We start from the raw sequence: 17,258 nt of genomic DNA, 5'->3' as shown, positions 1-17,258 counted from the left end.
AGCCATTGACTTCTCATCGGCGCGACGCGTCAATGACGGCCACCGCACCGGCTCGGCCTCCTCCCCACAGCGGGTGGGCGGGAGGGGTTCGTCCGACGAAGGAGTGGCGACCCAGTGAGAAGAACGTTCCCACGCAGAGTCCTGGCCGGTGCGGGCGCGCTGCTGCTGGCGGCCGGCGCGGCGGGTCTGGCCGGCACGGCGCAGGCGGCGACCAAGACCACGCCCGTCTTCGAGAACTGCGATGCCCCGGCCCCGCAGCCGGACGGCTCCGGCACGCAGGACTACACGGTGACCCTGCCCGGCACCGCGAAGGCCGGGGACAGCGTCCCCGTCACCATCGACCCGGGGGCCAGCCCGCTGATCCCCGGCTTCTCGATCACCACGGTGAACACCACCAAGATCACCCTGAAGGTCGGCGACACCACCCAGGTGGTCACCAGCCCGCCCGAGACGGTCAGCGTCGTGGCCGGCACCCCGCTCGACCCGAAGCCGTTCTCCGGGACGGTCCGCATCCCGGACGGCACCGAGGGCGCCTCGGTCGACGTCCGGCTGGACCTGGCCGTCACCGACGCCGACCTCGGCGGCACCGTCTTCACCACCACCTGTATCCCGGCGCCCCGCCCGAGCGCCGTCCTCGGCTCGGTCGCCGTCGAGGCGCTGCCCAAGGACCCCGTCACGACGAAGGCGACGCCCAACAGCGGCAAGGCGGGCACGGCCGTCACCGTCAGCGGCGCCAACTTCCCCGCCGGGCCGGTCACCTGTTCCGCGCTGCTGGCCGGGGCGCCCACCGGCGACTCGGGCACCGGCTCCGCGGACGCGTCGGGGGCGGCCACCTGCCTGGTGACCGTCACGAAGAAGGCCGACGCCGTCCGGATCGACGGTTCGGTAGCCCCCTACAAGCCCTTCGTGTTCGTGGAGGAGCAGGCCGGGGTGAAGAACCCGGTCGACATCGAGGTGCTCCCCGGCCCGCTCGCGCTCGGCCCGGCGGCCGGCCAGCCGGCCGTCTCCTTCCCGCCGGTCACCATCAACGGCAAGGCCCAGTCGGTGGTCGGTGCGTTCCACGCGGCGGCCGTGCAGGACTTCCGCGGCGGCACCCTCGGCTGGGACGTGACGGCGACCCGTACGCCGTTCCTGAACGAGGCGACCGGCCGCTCCATGCCGCAGGCGCAGCTCGGCATCCAGCCGTCCTGCACCGTCACCAACCCGGACAGCCCGAGCACCTGCACCGCGGGTGCGCCGGGCGCGATCACCGACACCCCGATGAAGGTGGCCTCCCAGGCACCCGGCGGCGAGGAGCTGACCGGCGGCGAGTTCGCGGTCGGCGGCGCCGGGATGATCCAGCTGCCGCCGTTCATGTTCGCCGACACCTACCGGACGGTCGTCACCTTCTCGATCGCCTGACCCGCTGCGGGCGGTGCGGGGCCCGGGCCCCGCACCGCCCGCCCGCGTCCGCCATTCCCGCGCCGCCACGCGCACGACACGCCCACGCCCGCCCCGGCCGCCCGCGCCGCCCCGAGGGGAGCCCCATGCGCCGCCGCACGCCCCGCCCCGGCCCGGCCCTCCGCCTGCTCCTGCTGGTCGCGGCGCTGCTCCTGCCCGCGGGACCCCGGGCGTCGGCGGCGGACAACGGCACCTGGTCCGTCTTCCCGACGCCCGGCGCCGGCCGCACCGACCGGGCCTACTTCTTCCACCAGGGCGCAGCAGGGACGGCCGTCTCCGACAGCGTGACCGTCCTGAACTCCTCCGACCGGGAGCTGGCCCTGCGGATCTTCGCCGCGGACGCCGTGAACACCCGGGCGGGCGGCGCGTTCGCGCTGCTGCCCTTGGAGCGCCCGCCGCGGGATGTCGGGGCGTGGGTCACGCTCGCCCCGCAGGCCGCGCAGCCGGTGACGGTGCCCGCGCGGGGCCGTGTGGACATCCCGTTCACGGTGCGCGTGCCGCAGGACGCGGCGCCCGGCGACCACGTCGGCGGGATCGTCGCCGTCGGCACGGCCGTCGAGGGCGTCCGCCGGGAGGGCGGGCTGCAGGTGGGGGTGCGCCGGCAGGTCGGCGCCCGCCTCTACTTCCGGGTGCCGGGCCCGGTGGTGCCCGCTCTGAGCGTGGAGGAGGTGCGGGTCCGCCGCACGGCACCGCTGCTGCCGTGGACGGGCCGGGCCCGCGCCACGATCTCGTACGTGCTGGTCAACCGGGGCAACGTGGTGGTCGAGCCGGAGGTCGCCGTCACCGCCGAGGGCCTCTTCGGCCGTACGCTGCTGGACCGGCCGGCTCGCGGGCGCGGCCCGGCCCTGCTGCCGGGCGGGCGGGTCGAGCTGTCGCAGCCGTGGCCGGACGCGCCGCAGGCGGACCGGGTCACCGTGCGGATCAGGGCGGGTTCGGCCGCCCATCCCGGCCTGTCCGCGGAGGGCGGCACCCGCTTCGCGGCGGTTCCCTGGACCGCCCTCGGCCTCCTCCTGCCGGCCACGGCCGCAACGGCAGCCGCCCTCCTGCGCCGGTGCCGCCGTCGCCGCCGGCACCGGTGCGCCGACCGCGTCAGTGGTTGCGGGGGAAGCCCAGGTCCACGCCCGTGTGGGCCTCCGACGGGTCGGGCCAGCGGGTCGTGACGACCTTGCCGCGGGTGTAGAAGTGGATGCCGTCGTTGCCGTAGATGTGGTGGTCGCCGAAGAGGGAGTCCTTCCAACCGCCGAAGGAGTGGTAGCCCACCGGCACCGGGATCGGCACGTTGACGCCGACCATGCCCGCCTGTACCTCCAGCTGGAAGCGGCGGGCCGCGCCGCCGTCCCGGGTGAAGATCGCGGTGCCGTTGCCGAACGGGGAGGCGTTGATCAGCGCCACGCCGTCCTCGTAGGTCTCGGCGCGCAGCACGCACAGGACCGGCCCGAAGATCTCGTCGCGGTAGGCGTCGGAGTCGGTGCGGACGCGGTCCAGGAGGGACAGGCCGATCCAGTGGCCGTTCTCCAGGCCGTCGACGGTGTAGCCGGTGCCGTCGAGCACGACCTCGGCGCCCTGGGCGGCGGCGCCCTTGACGTACGAGGCGACCTTGTCGCGGTGCGCGGCGGTGATCAGCGGGCCCATCTCGGAGGTCGGGTCGTTGCCGGGGCCGATCTTGATCTTCTCAGCGCGTTCGCGGATCTTCTCGACGAGGTCGTCGCCGATGGCGCCGACGGCGACGACGGCGGAGATGGCCATGCAGCGCTCGCCGGCCGAGCCGTAGGCGGCGGAGACGGCGGCGTCGGCGGCGGCGTCGAGGTCGGCGTCGGGGAGGACCAGCATGTGGTTCTTGGCACCGCCGAGGGCCTGGACGCGCTTGCCGTGGGCGGAGGCGGTGGTGTGGATGTACCGGGCGATCGGGGTGGAGCCGACGAAGGAGACGGCCGCGACGTCCGGGTGCTCCAGGAGGGCGTCGACGGCGGTCTTGTCGCCGTGGACGACGTTCAGGACGCCGTCGGGCAGGCCGGCTTCCTTGGCGAGTTCGGCGAGCCGGTTCGCGGCGGAGGGGTCCTTCTCGCTGGGCTTGAGGACGAAGGTGTTGCCGCAGGCGATGGCCAGCGGGAACATCCACATCGGCACCATCGCCGGGAAGTTGAACGGGGTGATGCCGGCGACGACGCCGAGCGGCTGGCGGATCGCGGCGACGTCGACGCGGTTCGACACGGACGTGGACAGCTCGCCCTTGAGCTGGGTGGTGATGCCGCACGCCAGCTCGACGATCTCCAGGCCGCGTGCGACCTCGCCGAGGGCGTCCGAGTGGACCTTGCCGTGCTCGGCCGTGATCAGGGCGGCGATCTCGTCGCGGTGGGCGTCGAGGAGTGCCCGGTAGGCGAAGAGCACCTTGGTGCGGGCGGCCAGCGAGGACTGCCCCCAGTCCAGGAACGCCTCCTTGGCGACGCGTACGGCCGAGTCGACCTCGGCGGCGGACGCCAGGGCGACCTGCGTGGTGACCTCGCCGGTGGCGGGGTCGGTGACCGGGCCGTGGTTGCCCGACGCGCCCTCGACGGTCTTGCCACCGATCCAGTGGTTGACGGTCTTCATTGCTGGTGCTCCTTCACAGATGGCGACGTCGCTGAGCGGCTTGCCGGTCGTACTCCTCGCGGGCCGCGACCGCGGCAGCGCGGGTCGCGGTCTCGGCCACGGGAACATCCCACCACGCCTGTGCGGGGGGCGGGCCCGACACAGTGTCGGGTGTTCGGGTCCGTGCGTAGACACATGTGGGCCGGTCCGCCTCCCGCGCCTCGGCGAGGGCTTTGCGCAGGTCACCGGTGGTGCGGGTGCGGATGACGGCCATGCCGAGCGAGGCCGCGTTCGCGGCGAGGTCCACCGGTAGCGGCGGCCCCGCGTACGCTCCGTCCCCGGCCCGGTAGCGGTAGGCGGTCGCGAAGCCCTCGGCGCCGACGGACTGCGAGAGGCCGCCGATGGAGGCGTAGCCGTGGTTGTCGAGGATGACCACCTTGATCGGGACGCCCTCCTGGACGGCGGTGACGATCTCGGTGGGGTTCATCAGGTACGTGCCGTCGCCGACGAGCGCCCACACGGGCCGGTCGGGGGCGGCGAGCGCGGCGCCGAGGGCGGCGGGGATCTCGTAGCCCATGCAGGAGTAGCCGTATTCGACGTGGTACTGGTCGGCGGAGCGGGCCCGCCAGAGCCGGTGCAGGTCGCCGGGGAGGGATCCGGCCGCGTTCACGAGGACGTCGCTGTCGTCGACGAGGGAGTCCAGCAGGCCGAGGACCTGCGCCTGGGTGGGGGCGGCGTCCTCGTCGGTGACGGCATAGGCGCGGTCGACCTGCTGCTCCCAGCGGGCCTTCGCCTCGCGGGCGGCGGCGGTGTGTCCCGGGTCGGCCCGGTGCCCGGAGACGGCCTCGCGGAGCGCGTCGAGGCCTTCGCGGGCGTCGGCGACGAGCGGGAGGGCGGCGAGCTTGTGGGCGTCGTACGGGTCGAGGTTGAGCCCGACGAAGCGGACGGCGGGGTCCTGGAAGAGCGTCGCGGAGGCGGTGGTGAAGTCGGTGAGCCGGGTTCCGGCGGCGATGACGAGGTCGGCGCGGCGGGCGAGGCCGTCGGCGGCGGCGGTCCCGGTGTGCCCGATCGCGCCGACGTCGGCGGGGTGGTCGTACGGCAGGGCGCCCTTGCCGGCCTGCGTGCAGGCTACGGGGATGCCGGTGGCCTCGGCAAACGCGGCCAGCGCGGCCCCGGCCCCGCTGTGGCGGATCCCTCCGCCGGCGATGACCAGGGGCCGCGCGGAGGCCCGTACGGCGTCGGCGGCCGCGGAGAGTTCGGCCCGGTCGGGCCGCGGCCTGCGCACGCCCCACACGCGCTCGGCGAAGAACTCCTCGGGCCAGTCGTGGGCCTCGGCCTGCACGTCCTGCGGCAGGGCCAGCGTCACGGCGCCGGTCTGCACGGGGTCGGTGAGCACCCGCATCGCTTCGAGCGCGGCCGGGACGAGGGCTTCGGGCCGGGTGATCCGGTCGAAGTGCCGGGAGACGGGGCGCAGCGTGTCGTTGACGGAGACGTCGCCGGCGCCGCGGGCTTCCAGCTGCTGGAGGACGGGGTCGGCGGGCCGGGTGGCGAAGGTGTCGCCGGGCAGGAGGAGTACGGGGATCCGGTTGATGGTGGCGAGGGCGGCGCCGGTGACGAGGTTGGTGGCGCCGGGTCCGATGGAGGTGGTCACGGCGTGGGTGGAGAGCCGGCTGCTCTGGCGGGCGTAGCCGACGGCGGCGTGGACCATGGCCTGCTCGTTGCGGCCCTGGAGGAACGGCATGTCGGCGCGGCCGGTCTCCAGGAGGGCCTGGCCGATCCCGGCGACGTTGCCGTGGCCGAAGATGCCCCAGGTGGCGGCGATGAGCCGGGTCCTGCGGCCGTCGCGCTCGGTGTACTGGCGGCTGAGGAAGCGGACGAGCGCCTGGGCGACGGTGAGCCTCATCGGGTTTCGTCCTCCGCTCGGGGGAAGGGCAGCCGGGGGTCGACGGCGAGGCCGGGCCAGGTGTCCCGGATCCAGGCGTGGTCGGGGTGGTCGCGGATCAGCCAGGCGCGGTCGGGGCCCGGTCCGGCCATCACGTTGAGGTAGTACATGTCGTGGCCGGGGGCGGCGATCGACGGGCCGTGCCAGCCGTCCGGGATGAGGACGGCGTCGCCGGTGCGCACCTCGGTGAGGATGTCGGTCTTCCCGGCCGGTGAGGGGGTGACGCGCTGGTAGCCGTAGCCGGGGGTGTCGCCGCGGGGGGAGATCTCGTAGTAGTAGACCTCCTCCAGGCGGGATTCGCGGCCGGGGTGGTGCTCGTCGTGCTTGTGGGGCGGGTACGAGGACCAGTTGCCGCCGGGGGTGAGGACTTCGACGGCGATGAGGCGGTCGCAGGCGAAGGCGTCCGCGGCGGCGAAGTTGTTGACCTGGCGGGAGCAGCCGCCGGCGCCGCGGAGTTCGACGGGCACGTCGCGGGCGGGCCCGTAGCGGGGCGGGAGGGTCCGCTCGCAGACGGCGCCGGCGAGGGCGAACCGGCCGCCGCGGGGGGCGGCGATGCGGCTGCGGCTGTCGCGGGGCAGGTAGGCGAAGTCGCTGACGGCCGCGAAGACGGAGCTGCGGCCGTGCAGGGTGAACGCGGCGGCCGGGGCCGCCGCCGCCCCGCCGTCGCCGGGGGTGCAGTGGACCTGCGCCGCACCCCGCAGCGGCAGCACGATCCACTCGCAGCCGCCGGCCTGGTGCGCGTACGCCTCCCCGGGCTCCAGTTCCAAGATGCGCAACCGGGCGTGCGGGAGGTCGTGCGCGGTCACCGCGGCCATGCCAGGGCCTCCTCGACCTCGTCCGGGCGGGGCATGGCGGAGGAGCAGGCGAGCCGGGAGGCGACGAGGGCGCCGGCGGCGTTCGCGTACTGCAGGATGCGCGGAAGGTCCCAGCCGGCGAGCAGTCCGTGGCAGAGGGCGCCGCCGAACGCGTCTCCGGCGCCGAGGCCGTTGACGACGTCGACCCTCAGGGGGGCCGCTTCGGCGGTGGTGCCGTCGCGGTGGACGGCGAGGACGCCGTCGGGGCCGCGTTTGACGACGGCCAGGTCGGCTCCGGCGGCGAGCAGGGCCCGCGCCGCGGCGTGCGGCTCGGTCTCGCCGGTGGCGACCTCGCACTCCTCGGTGTTGCCGACGGCGACGGTGGCGAGGCGCAGCGCCCGCGCGTAGTGCTCGGCCGGGTCCTCCTGCCAGAGCGCGGGCCGCCAGTCCAGGTCGAAGACGGTGGGCCCGGTGCGGGCCCGCGCTTCGAGGGCGGCCAGGGTGGCGGTGCGGCTGGGCTCGGCGCTGAGGCCGGTGCCGGTCGTCCACAGGACGCGCGCCGCGCGCAGTGCGGCCGGGTCGAGGGAGTCGGCGGTGATCTCCAGGTCGGGGGCCTTGGGGTGGCGGTAGAAGTAGAGGGGGAAGCGGTCGGGCGGGAAGACCTCGCAGAAGGTCAGCGGGGTCGGCAGCGCGGGCACCTCCTGCGTCCAGCGGTCGTCCACGCCGAAGGCGCGCAGCTCGGAGCGCAGGTACGCGCCGAACGGATCGGCGCCGGTCCGGCTGATCAGCGCGGTGCGCCGGCCGAGCCGGGCGGCGGCCACGGCGACGTTGGCGGCGGAGCCGCCGAGGAACTTCCCGAAGGTGTCCGCCTCGGCGAGCGGTACGCCCGTCCTCAGCGGGTAGAGATCCACTCCGATCCGCCCCATGGCGATGAGGTCGAACACGACGTCGTCCGCTGTGGTCGTCACCGGCACCCCGTCCTCCCACTCGTTCCGCACCAGTCCTGCCCGCCGGACCGCCCCGCCAGTCCCGCCCCGCCGATCCGTCCGTCCAGCCCGACCAGTCCGTCCAGTCCGTCCAGTCCCGTCCGTCCCGTACCGAAGGTGGTGCCATGACCTCCTCCCCACCCGCGTTGACCCGTATCCGCGTCGGCTCGGCTCCGGACTCCTGGGGTGTCTGGTTTCCCGACGATCCGCTCCAGACGCCGTGGGACCGGTTCCTCGACGAGGTCGCGGAGTGCGGGTACGAGTGGATCGAGCTCGGCCCGTACGGCTACCTCCCCACCGATCCCGGCCGGCTCGCGGAGGAGACGGCCAAGCGGGGCCTGCGCGTGAGCGCCGGCACCGTCTTCACCGGACTCCATCACGGGCCGGCGGTCTGGGCCGACACCTGGGAGCACGTGTCGCGGATCGCCGCGCTGACCCGGGACATGGGCGCGGAGCACCTGGTGGTGATCCCCGCGTTCTGGCGGGACGACAAGACGGGCGCGGTGCTGGAGGACCGCGAGCTGACCGCCGGCGGATGGCGTCGACTGGCCGGGCAGACCGAGCGCCTGGGCCGGGAGGTCCGGGACCGGTACGGGCTGCGGATCGTCGTCCACCCGCACGCGGACACGCACATCGACACCCCGGCGAACGTGGCGCGCTTCCTCGATGCGACCGACCCGGAGCTGGTGTCGCTGTGCCTGGACACCGGGCACTACGCCTACTGCGGCGGCGACAGCGTGGCGGCGATCGAGGAGTTCGGCGAGCGGATCGGCTACCTCCACCTCAAGCAGGTCGATCCGCGGATCCTCGCAGAAGTGGTGGCGGAGCAGGTGCCGTTCGGGCCGGCCGTGGCCCGGGGGGTGATGTGCGAGCCGCCGTCGGGGGTGCCGGCGCTGGAGCCGGTGCTCGCCGCCGCGCAGCGGCTGGGGGTGGACCTGTTCGCCATCGTGGAGCAGGACATGTACCCCTGTGCGCCCGACCGGCCGCTGCCGATCGCCCGCCGCACCCGCGCGTACCTGCGCTCCTGCGGCGCCCGCTGAACAAGCGAAGCGGACGAACCGAACCGGACCGGCCTGTGGGAGGTACGAGGAATGAGCACGCTCGGCATCGCCGTCATCGGGGCGGGCAGGATGGGCGCCGACCACGCGCGGCGCATCGGGCGGACGGTCGGCGGGGCCCGCGTCGTGGCCGTCGCCGACCCGGACACCGGGCGCGCGAAGGAGGTCGCCGCCGGCCTGGACGGTGCGTACGCCCTCACCGATCCGGCGGCCGCGGTGGCCGCGCCCGGCGTCGGGGCGGTGCTGATCGCCTCGCCGGCGGCCGCCCACGAGGAGGCGGTCGGATACGCGCTGGAGCGGGGGCTGCCCGTGCTGTGCGAGAAGCCGCTGGCGCCGGACGCGGCGGGGGCGCTGCGCGTGCTGGAGGCCGAGCAGCGGCTGGGGCGGCGGCTGGTGCAGGTGGGGTTCATGCGGCGGCACGACGCGGAGTACGGGCAGCTCAAGGAGCTGCTGGACGGGGGCGGGATCGGCCGGCCGCTGTTCCTGCACTGCCGGCACCGCAACGCGTCCTCGCCGCCGTTCTTCACGGCGGACATGCTGCTGGGCGACTCCGCGGTGCACGAGGTCGACGCGGCGCGCTGGCTGCTGGGGCAGGAGGTGACCGCGGTGTCGGTGTTCGCGCCCGCACCGTCCTCGCTGGCGCCGGAGGGGCTGGGCGATCCCCGCTTCGTGCTGATGGAGACCTCCGGCGGGGCGCTGGTCGACGTGGAGGTCTTCGTGAACTGCGGGTTCGGCTACGAGGTCCGCTGCGAGGCGGTCGGCGAGTCGGGCAGCGCGTCCCTCGGCGAACCGCAGGCGGTGGAGGTGCGGCGGGCCGGGCTGCGTGCGCAGGCGGTCCCGCAGGACTTCACGGTGCGCTTCGCCGACGCGTACGACCGGCAGCTGCGCCGGTGGGTGGCCGCGGCGGCCCGCGGCCGGGTGGCGGGGCCGGACGCGTGGGACGGCTACGCGGCGGCGGCCGTCTGCGAGGCGGCGGTGGCCGCGGCCCGCAGCGGGGTGCGGACCCCGGTGGAGCTGGTGGAACGGCCGCCCCTGTACCGCTGATGGGCCGCCGCCTCACGGCGGCAAGCGGTGTCCCGAAGGCGTCACCGCTGTCGCCGCCGCGTCATGTCCTTCCACATCACGCGACCCGTCCGTAACAGAACGTCAACAGACGACCGCCGAAAGTCACGACCTGCCGCCTCCCGGGAAGCACCGTCGTGATCGTTCGGGGCCGTGCGCCGGATCCCCCGCCGGCCTCCCGGCCGGCCCGGCGCGCGGACGAGGAGGTGTCGTCGATGAGCGACGGGCCGCTGTGGTCCTACAAGGAGATCGCCGCCCACATCCGGGTCCGGCCGGATTCGGTGCGCTCGTACCGCAAGCACGGGCTGCTGCCCGCGCCGGACCTCGTGCAGGGCGGCAGGCCCTACTGGCGCGCGGAGGCGATCCGCGCGTGGGCGGCGCGCCGCCCGGGGAACCGCGCCCGCAGCGGCTCCTGACCCGCTGCCCGGCGGCGTGCGCCACGGCCCGGACGCCCCGCGCGTCCGGGCCGTCCGCATGCCCGCAACCCGCACCTCCCGCCCGCGGCGCGCGGAAACGACCCTCCACCGCTCGCTTAATACCCCCTGGGGGTATATTCTCGAAGCGTCGGAGGGACGTGGGAGCACGACCGCGCGCGACCGCCCCTGCGGCAGCAGCTGGACGCACCCTTGAAGAGGAGAACGACATGACCGCCGAGACGGACACCCGCACCACCACCGTCTACCGCGTGACCGGCATGACCTGCGGCCACTGCGAGGGCGCCGTGACCGCCGAGCTCTCCGCCCTCCCGGGCGTGGCCTCGGTCAAGGCCGTCGCCGCCACCGGGGAGGTCACGGTGGTCTCCGAGGCGCCGCTCGCGGAGGAGGACGTCCGGGCCGCCGTGGACGAGGCCGGCTACGAGTTCGCCGGCCAGGCCTGAACAGCCGGGGCCCGGCGCCCCTCCCGCGCAGCACCCGACCCGGGCCGTACCGCCGGCTGATACCGGCCCCGTACGGCCCGGCCGTCCCTTTTGGAGCCGGATCATGAGCACGAGCACGAGCCGCAGCACGGTGCACGACGGGCCGCCGCAGGCCCCGGCCGCCGCACCGCCCCCGCCCGCCGCCGAGGTCGAGCTGGCGATCGGGGGGATGACCTGCGCCTCCTGCGCGGCCCGCATCGAGAAGAAGCTGAACCGGATGGACGGCGTCACCGCCACGGTGAACTACGCCACCGAGAAGGCCCGCATCTCCTACGGCGCCGGCACCGAGGTCGCCGACCTGATCGCGACGGTCGTGCGGACCGGCTACACCGCCGAGGAGCCGCCCCCGCCGGTCCCCGCGCCCGCCCCCGCCGGCGGACCGGAAGCGGAGGCCCCGCAGGAGGCGCCCGACCCGGCGACGGCCGCACTGCGCTCCCGGCTTCTGGTCTCCGCCGTGCTGTCCCTGCCGGTGGTCCTGCTCGCGATGGTGCCCGCCCTGCAGTTCGACAACTGGCAGTGGCTCTCGCTCACCCTGGCCGCCCCCGTCGTCGTCTGGGGCGCCCTCCCCTTCCACAAGGCCGCCTGGACGAACGCCCGGCACGGCGCGGCGACCATGGACACCCTCGTGTCGGTCGGCACCCTCGCCGCCTTCGCCTGGTCCCTGTGGGCGCTGTTCTTCGGGCACGCCGGCATGCCGGGCATGCGGCACGGCTTCGACTTCACCGTCTCCCGCACCGACGGCTCCTCCGCGATCTACCTGGAGGTCGCCGCCGGCGTCGTCACCTTCATCCTGCTCGGCCGCTACCTCGAGGCCCGCTCCAAGCGGAAGGCCGGCGCGGCGCTCCGGGCGCTGATGGAACTCGGCGCCAAGGACGTCGCCGTCCTGCGCGACGGCCGCGAGGTGCGCGTCCCCGTCGCCTCGCTGCGGCCCGGCGACCGCTTCGCCGTCCGCCCCGGCGAGAAGATCGCCACGGACGGAACGGTCGTCGAGGGCGAGTCCGCCGTCGACGCATCGATGCTGACCGGCGAGTCCGTCCCGGTCGAGGTCTCCGCCGGCGACACCGTCACCGGCGCGACCGTGAACACCTCCGGCCGCCTCGTCGTCGAGGCCGTCCGAGTCGGCTCCGACACCCAGCTGGCCCGCATGGCCCGCCTCGTCGAGGAGGCGCAGAACGGCAAGGCCGAGGTGCAGCGGCTCGCCGACCGGATCTCCGCCGTGTTCGTGCCCGTCGTCCTGCTCCTCGCGCTCGGCACCTGGGTCGGCTGGCTGCTCGCCACCGACGACCCCACCGCCGCCTTCACGGCCGCGGTCGCCGTGCTGATCATCGCCTGCCCCTGCGCGCTGGGCCTGGCCACGCCGACCGCGCTGATGGTCGGCACCGGGCGCGGCGCCCAGCTCGGCATCCTGATCAAGGGGCCGGAGGTGCTGGAGTCCACCCGCCGCGTCGACACCGTCGTCCTGGACAAGACCGGAACCGTCACCACCGGCCGGATGGCCCTCTCGGGCGTGCACCCCGCGCCCGGGACGGACGGCGCCGAGCTGCTGCGCCTCGCCGGGGCGCTGGAGCACGCCTCGGAGCACCCGATCGCCCGCGCCGTCGCCGCGGGCGCAGCCGAGCGGGGCTCCCTGCCCGTGCCGGAGTCGTTCGAAAACCTCGCCGGGCTCGGCGTCCGCGGCGTGGTGGAGGGCCGCGAGGTGCTCGTCGGCCGCGAGCGGCTCCTCGCCGAGAGGTCGATCGCCCTGCCCGCGGGCCCTGCGCGGGCCAAGGCGGCCGCCGAGGCGGAGGGGTCCACCGCCGTGCTGGTCGCCTGGGACGGTGAGGTGCGCGGCGTGCTGGCCGTCGCGGACGCCGTCAAGGACACCAGCGCCGAGGCGGTGTCCCGGCTGCGGGCGCTCGGCCTCACCCCGGTGCTGCTCACCGGCGACAACCGGGCCGTCGCCGAGGCGGTGGCCCGTGAGGTCGGCATCGACGAGGTGATCGCCGAGGTGCTGCCGCAGGACAAGGTGGACGTGGTGCGGCGCCTGCAGTCCGAGGGCCGGACGGTGGCCATGGTCGGGGACGGCGTCAACGACGCCGCGGCCCTCGCCCGAGCCGACCTGGGCCTGGCCATGGGGACGGGCACGGACGCCGCGATCGAGGCGGGCGACCTGACCCTGGTCCGGGGCGACCTGCGGGTCGCGGCGGACGCGATCCGACTCTCCCGGCGCACCCTCGCCACGATCAAGGGCAACCTCTTCTGGGCGTTCGGCTACAACCTGGCGGCGCTGCCGCTCGCCGCTGCCGGACTGCTCAATCCCATGATCGCAGGGGCCGCGATGGCCTTTTCCTCGGTTTTCGTGGTCACGAACAGCCTGCGGCTGCGTTCCTTCCGTTAGAGGTTGCTCTCCCCACACTGTGCACACTTCCTTCACAGGAGACGCAGATCACAGTGACGGGAGCGTAACCATCGGCCCGGTCAGTGGGTCTAATGGGGCGGTGCCAGAACGTCTTGGGGGACGTTCACGGAGGTCTTGGGGGACGTCCGCGGCACCGGCCGGCCGGGACGCGTGCCCGACGGGGTGCTTTGAGCGGCCCCCCCGACCCGTACGGGTCCCGGCAGAACCCGACCGGAGCGCACCCGGTGTGCGCTCCTCGCCGAACACCCGGCCCGGATCCCGTGGGGGGAATCCTCGGCCGGGGCAAGGGAAAGCGCCCCGTCCGTCGACCCGTGGGGGGATCGACGGCGGGGCGCTTTTCGCGTACTGCGGGCCCTGTGTCAGCGGGCCTCGACCGGGACGAAGTCGCGCTCGACGACACCGGTGTAGATCTGGCGCGGGCGGCCGATGCGGGAACCCGGCTCCTTGATCATTTCGTGCCACTGGGCGATCCAGCCGGGAAGGCGGCCGAGCGCGAAGAGCACGGTGAACATCTCGGTCGGGAAGCCCATCGCGCGGTAGATGAGGCCCGTGTAGAAGTCCACGTTCGGGTAGAGGTTGCGCGAGACGAAGTACTCGTCGGAGAGCGCGTGCTCCTCCAGCTTGAGGGCGATGTCGAGCAGCTCGTCGGACTTGCCGAGGGCCGACAGGACGTCGTGCGCCGCAGCCTTGATGATCTTCGCGCGGGGGTCGAAGCTCTTGTACACCCGGTGGCCGAAGCCCATCAGGCGGACGCCGTCCTCCTTGTTCTTCACCTTGCGGATGAAGGAGTCGACATCGCCGCCGTTGGCCCGGATGCCCTCCAGCATCTCCAGCACGGACTGGTTGGCGCCGCCGTGCAGCGGGCCCCACAGGGCCGAGATGCCGGCGGAGATCGAGGCGAACATGTTCGCCTGCGAGGAGCCGACCAGGCGGACGGTGGAGGTCGAGCAGTTCTGCTCGTGGTCCGCGTGCAGGATCAGCAGCTTGTCGAGCGCGGAGACGACGACCGGGTCGAGCTCGTACTCCTGCGCCGGCACGGAGAACGTCATGCGCAGGAAATTCTCGACGTAGCCGAGGTCGTTGCGCGGGTAGACGACCGGGTGGCCGACCGACTTCTTGTACGCGTACGCCGCGATCGTCGGGAGCTTGGCGAGCAGGCGGATCGTGGAGATGTGCCGCTGCTTGTCGTCGAACGGGTTGTGGCTGTCCTGGTAGAACGTCGACAGCGCGCTGACCACGGAGGACAGCATGGCCATCGGGTGCGCGTCGCGCGGGAAGCCGTCGTAGAACCGCTTGACGTCCTCGTGCAGCAGGGTGTGCTGGGTGATCTCGTTGCGGAACGACGCGAGCTCGTCGACGGTCGGCAGCTCGCCGTTGATCAGCAGGTACGCGACCTCGAGGAAGGTCGAGCGCTCCGCCAGCTGCTCGATCGGGTAGCCGCGGTAGCGCAGGATGCCCTGCTCGCCGTCCAGGTAGGTGATCGCGGACTTGTAGGCGGCGGTGTTGCCGTAGCCGCTGTCCAAGGTGACGAGCCCCGTCTGGGCCCTCAGCTTCGAGATGTCGAAGCCCTGGTCGCCGACGGTGCTCTCGACCACCGGGTAGGTGTATTCACCGTCCGCGTACCGGAGTACTACAGAGTTGTCGCTCACGTCATCCCTCACCGACGTAGTGCCTCTTCTTCGAGGTGCCCTGACTTCCTCTACCTTCCCCCATCTGGCGCAGGAGAGTGCACTCGGGGTCGGCGTAAGGCAATTTCGACGGCACTGAGTGCCGTCAACCTTCTTATCCTGCCCCCTCCGCGCCGAAAGCGGAAACCCTAGGCGGTGTTTCCCCCCGGTATGCGGCCGGACAGCCTAGGGGCGACCGCCGTGAACCTCCTGCCTGCGGAAACCGTACGCACCGCCTGCGCGAGGGCCTTGCGCGACCCGACCAGCACGACCAGCTTCTTCGCCCTGGTCACCGCCGTGTAGAGCAGGTTCCGCTGGAGCATCCTCCAAGCGCCGGTCGTGACGGGGATCACGACGGCCGGGTATTCGCTTCCCTGGGAGCGGTGGATGGTGACGGCGTACGCATGGGCCAGTTCGTCCAGTTCCGCGAAGTCGTAGCCCACCTCCTCGTCCTCTTCGGTGCGGACCGTCAGCCGCTGTTCGACCGGGTCGAGGGCGGTGACCACGCCGACGGTTCCGTTGAAGACGCCGTTCGCACCTTTTTCGTAGTTGTTCCTGATCTGGGTGACCTTGTCACCCACGCGGAAGACCCGGCCGCCGAACCGCTTCTCCGCGAGGTCCGGCCGGGCCGGGGTGATGGCCTGCTGGAGCAGTCCGTTGAGGTGGCCCGCCCCGGCCGGCCCGCCGTGCTTGGGGGCGAGGACCTGGATGTCGCGGCGCGGGTCGAGGCCGAAGCGGGCGGGGATCCGCCGCGCGGCGACATCGACGGTGAGGCGGCCGGCCTCCTCGGTGTCCTCCTCGGGGAAGAGGAAGAAGTCGGGCAGGCCGTCGGTCAGCGGGGGCAGGCCGGTGTTGATCCGGTGGGCGTTGGTGACGACGCCGGACTGCTGCGCCTGCCGGAAGATCCGGGTGAGGCGGACCGCGGGGACGGGGCCGCCGTCCGCGAGGAGGTCGCGCAGCACCTCCCCCGCACCGACCGAGGGCAGCTGGTCCACGTCGCCCACCAGCAGCAGGTGGGCGCCCGGCGCCACGGCCTTGACCAGCTTGTTCGCCAGGAGCAGGTCCAGCATGGAGGCCTCGTCCACGACGACCAGGTCCGCGTCCAGCGGGCGCTCCCGGTCGTACGCGGCGTCCCCGCCGGGTTTGAGCTCCAGCAGCCGGTGCACGGTCGAGGCCTCGGCGCCGGTCAGCTCGGACAGCCGCTTCGCCGCCCGCCCGGTCGGCGCGGCGAGGACGACCTTGGCCTTCTTCGCCCGGGCCAGTTCCACGATGGAGCGGACGGTGAACGACTTGCCGCAGCCGGGTCCGCCGGTCAGGACGGCCACCTTCCGGGTGAGGGCGAGCCGTACGGCGTCGCGCTGCTCGGGGGCCAGCTCGGCGCCGGTGCGCCCGGCGAGCCAGCCCAGCGCGCGCTCCCAGTCCACGTCCTGGAAGGACTGCATCCGGTCGTCCCGGGCGTTCAGCAGCCGCCGCACCTGCCCCACGAGCGACAGCTCGGCCCGGTGGAACGGCACCAGGTACACGGCGGTGACCGGCGGCCCCCCGTCCGCGTCCGGCACGGATTCCCGTACGACGCCCTCCGGGTCGGCGGCGAGCTCGGCCAGGCAGTCGATGACGAGGCCGGTGTCGACCTGGAGCATGGTCACGCCGTCGGCGATGAGCCGCTCCTCGGGCAGGAAGCAGTGGCCCTGGTCGGCGGACTGCGACAGCACGTACTGCAGGCCGGCCTTGACCCGCTCGGGGCTGTCGTGGGGGATGCCGACGGCCTGGGCGATCCGGTCGGCGGTCAGGAAGCCGATGCCCCAGACGTCGGCGGCGAGCCGGTACGGCTGGTTGCGGACCACTGAGATGGAGGCGTCCCCGTACTTCTTGTAGATGCGGACCGCGATGGAGGTGGAGACGCCGACGCCCTGGAGGAAGACCATGACCTCCTTGATCGCCTTCTGCTCCTCCCAGGCGGCGCCGATCATCCTGGTCCGCTTGGGCCCGAGGCCCGGCACCTCGACGAGCCGCCCCGGGTCGGCCTCGATGACGTCCAGGGTGTCGGTCCCGAAGTGCTCGACGATCCGGTCGGCGATCCGCGGGCCGATGCCCTTGATGAGGCCGGAGCCGAGGTAGCGGCGGATGCCCTGGACGGTGGCGGGAAGGACGGTGCGGTAGTTTTCGACCGTGAACTGACGCCCATATTGGGGGTGGGACCCCCAGCGGCCCTCCATCCGCAGCGATTCGCCGGGCTGCGCGCCCAGCAGCGAGCCGACGACGGTCAGCAGGTCGCCGCTGCCGCGGCCGGTGTCGACGCGGGCGACGGTGTAGCCGTTCTCCTCGTTCGCATACGTGATGCGCTCCAGGACCCCCTCGACCACCGCGAGTTGGACCGCCCCGTTCGTTGCCATGGGACGACGTTACCGCCCGGCCGTGACACTCCGG

The 17,258-nt window shown here is 73.7% G+C and carries 13 protein-coding genes; 7 read left to right on the top strand and 6 right to left on the bottom strand.

Features of this window, described 5'->3' with window-relative positions:
* Window positions 1-114 precede the first annotated feature (114 nt).
* Window positions 115-1,401 (top strand): hypothetical protein, encoded by a 1,287-nt coding sequence (locus IE170_RS06645; protein WP_189808346.1) that lies wholly within the window; start codon window positions 115-117, stop codon window positions 1,399-1,401.
* Window positions 1,402-1,526: 125 nt separating this feature from the next.
* Window positions 1,527-2,600, top strand: a complete 1,074-nt coding sequence (locus IE170_RS06640; RefSeq protein WP_189808345.1) for a DUF916 domain-containing protein — start codon at window positions 1,527-1,529, stop codon at window positions 2,598-2,600.
* Here the strand turns inward: IE170_RS06640 and IE170_RS06635 are convergent.
* The 4 genes from IE170_RS06635 to iolC are packed head-to-tail and all read right to left on the bottom strand — an operon-like array spanning window position 2,530 to window position 7,670.
* Window positions 2,530-4,029: a CoA-acylating methylmalonate-semialdehyde dehydrogenase gene (locus tag IE170_RS06635; protein WP_189808344.1), complete on the bottom strand. Its 1,500-nt coding sequence runs from the start codon at window positions 4,027-4,029 to the stop codon at window positions 2,530-2,532. The two genes, IE170_RS06640 and IE170_RS06635, sit on opposite strands and share 71 nt — an antisense overlap.
* A gap of 13 nt (window positions 4,030-4,042) precedes the next feature.
* Window positions 4,043-5,911: a 3D-(3,5/4)-trihydroxycyclohexane-1,2-dione acylhydrolase (decyclizing) gene (gene iolD / locus IE170_RS06630; protein ID WP_189808343.1), complete on the bottom strand. Its 1,869-nt coding sequence runs from the start codon at window positions 5,909-5,911 to the stop codon at window positions 4,043-4,045.
* Window positions 5,908-6,765, bottom strand: coding sequence for a 5-deoxy-glucuronate isomerase (gene iolB, locus IE170_RS06625; RefSeq protein WP_189808342.1), 858 nt, complete (start codon window positions 6,763-6,765; stop codon window positions 5,908-5,910). Before iolB ends, iolD begins: the two co-directional genes overlap by 4 nt.
* Entirely contained in the window at window positions 6,753-7,670 is a 918-nt protein-coding gene (iolC, locus tag IE170_RS06620) for a 5-dehydro-2-deoxygluconokinase (protein ID WP_189808497.1), read from the bottom strand. Before iolC ends, iolB begins: the two co-directional genes overlap by 13 nt.
* Window positions 7,671-7,855: 185 nt before the next feature.
* Here iolC and IE170_RS06615 point away from each other — a divergent pair, with 185 nt between their 5' ends.
* The 5 genes from IE170_RS06615 to IE170_RS06595 all read left to right on the top strand — a co-directional run bounded on the left by IE170_RS06615 (window position 7,856) and on the right by IE170_RS06595 (window position 13,143).
* Window positions 7,856-8,770: a sugar phosphate isomerase/epimerase family protein gene (locus IE170_RS06615; protein WP_189808341.1), complete on the top strand. Its 915-nt coding sequence runs from the start codon at window positions 7,856-7,858 to the stop codon at window positions 8,768-8,770.
* Between the two features lie 51 nt (window positions 8,771-8,821).
* Window positions 8,822-9,832, top strand: coding sequence for a Gfo/Idh/MocA family protein (locus IE170_RS06610; protein ID WP_189808340.1), 1,011 nt, complete (start codon window positions 8,822-8,824; stop codon window positions 9,830-9,832).
* 233 nt (window positions 9,833-10,065) lie between these two features.
* Window positions 10,066-10,266 (top strand): helix-turn-helix transcriptional regulator, encoded by a 201-nt coding sequence (locus tag IE170_RS06605; RefSeq protein ID WP_189808339.1) that lies wholly within the window; start codon window positions 10,066-10,068, stop codon window positions 10,264-10,266.
* 227 nt (window positions 10,267-10,493) lie between these two features.
* The gene (locus tag IE170_RS06600; RefSeq protein WP_114057630.1) at window positions 10,494-10,727 is read left to right on the top strand and encodes a heavy-metal-associated domain-containing protein; all 234 of its coding nucleotides are present in this window, start codon (window positions 10,494-10,496) and stop codon (window positions 10,725-10,727) included.
* 208 nt (window positions 10,728-10,935) lie between these two features.
* The gene (locus IE170_RS06595) at window positions 10,936-13,143 is read left to right on the top strand and encodes a heavy metal translocating P-type ATPase (RefSeq protein ID WP_223856875.1); all 2,208 of its coding nucleotides are present in this window, start codon (window positions 10,936-10,938) and stop codon (window positions 13,141-13,143) included.
* A gap of 380 nt (window positions 13,144-13,523) precedes the next feature.
* Here IE170_RS06595 and IE170_RS06590 read toward each other — a convergent pair whose 3' ends face one another.
* Together IE170_RS06590 and recD2 are read right to left on the bottom strand one after the other, a co-directional pair.
* Window positions 13,524-14,813: a citrate synthase gene (locus IE170_RS06590; RefSeq protein ID WP_125544704.1), complete on the bottom strand. Its 1,290-nt coding sequence runs from the start codon at window positions 14,811-14,813 to the stop codon at window positions 13,524-13,526.
* A 167-nt stretch (window positions 14,814-14,980) separates the two neighbouring features.
* On the bottom strand, window positions 14,981-17,224 hold the full coding sequence (gene recD2 / locus IE170_RS06585; RefSeq protein WP_189808337.1) for an SF1B family DNA helicase RecD2: 2,244 nt from the start codon (window positions 17,222-17,224) through the stop codon (window positions 14,981-14,983).
* Between the last annotated feature and the right edge of the window lie 34 nt (window positions 17,225-17,258).

Origin of the sequence: Streptomyces toxytricini (genome assembly GCF_014649915.1) — a bacterium.
In the GTDB taxonomy this organism is placed as follows: domain Bacteria; phylum Actinomycetota; class Actinomycetes; order Streptomycetales; family Streptomycetaceae; genus Streptomyces; species Streptomyces toxytricini.
This window is presented reverse-complemented; position numbering and strand designations above follow the sequence as displayed.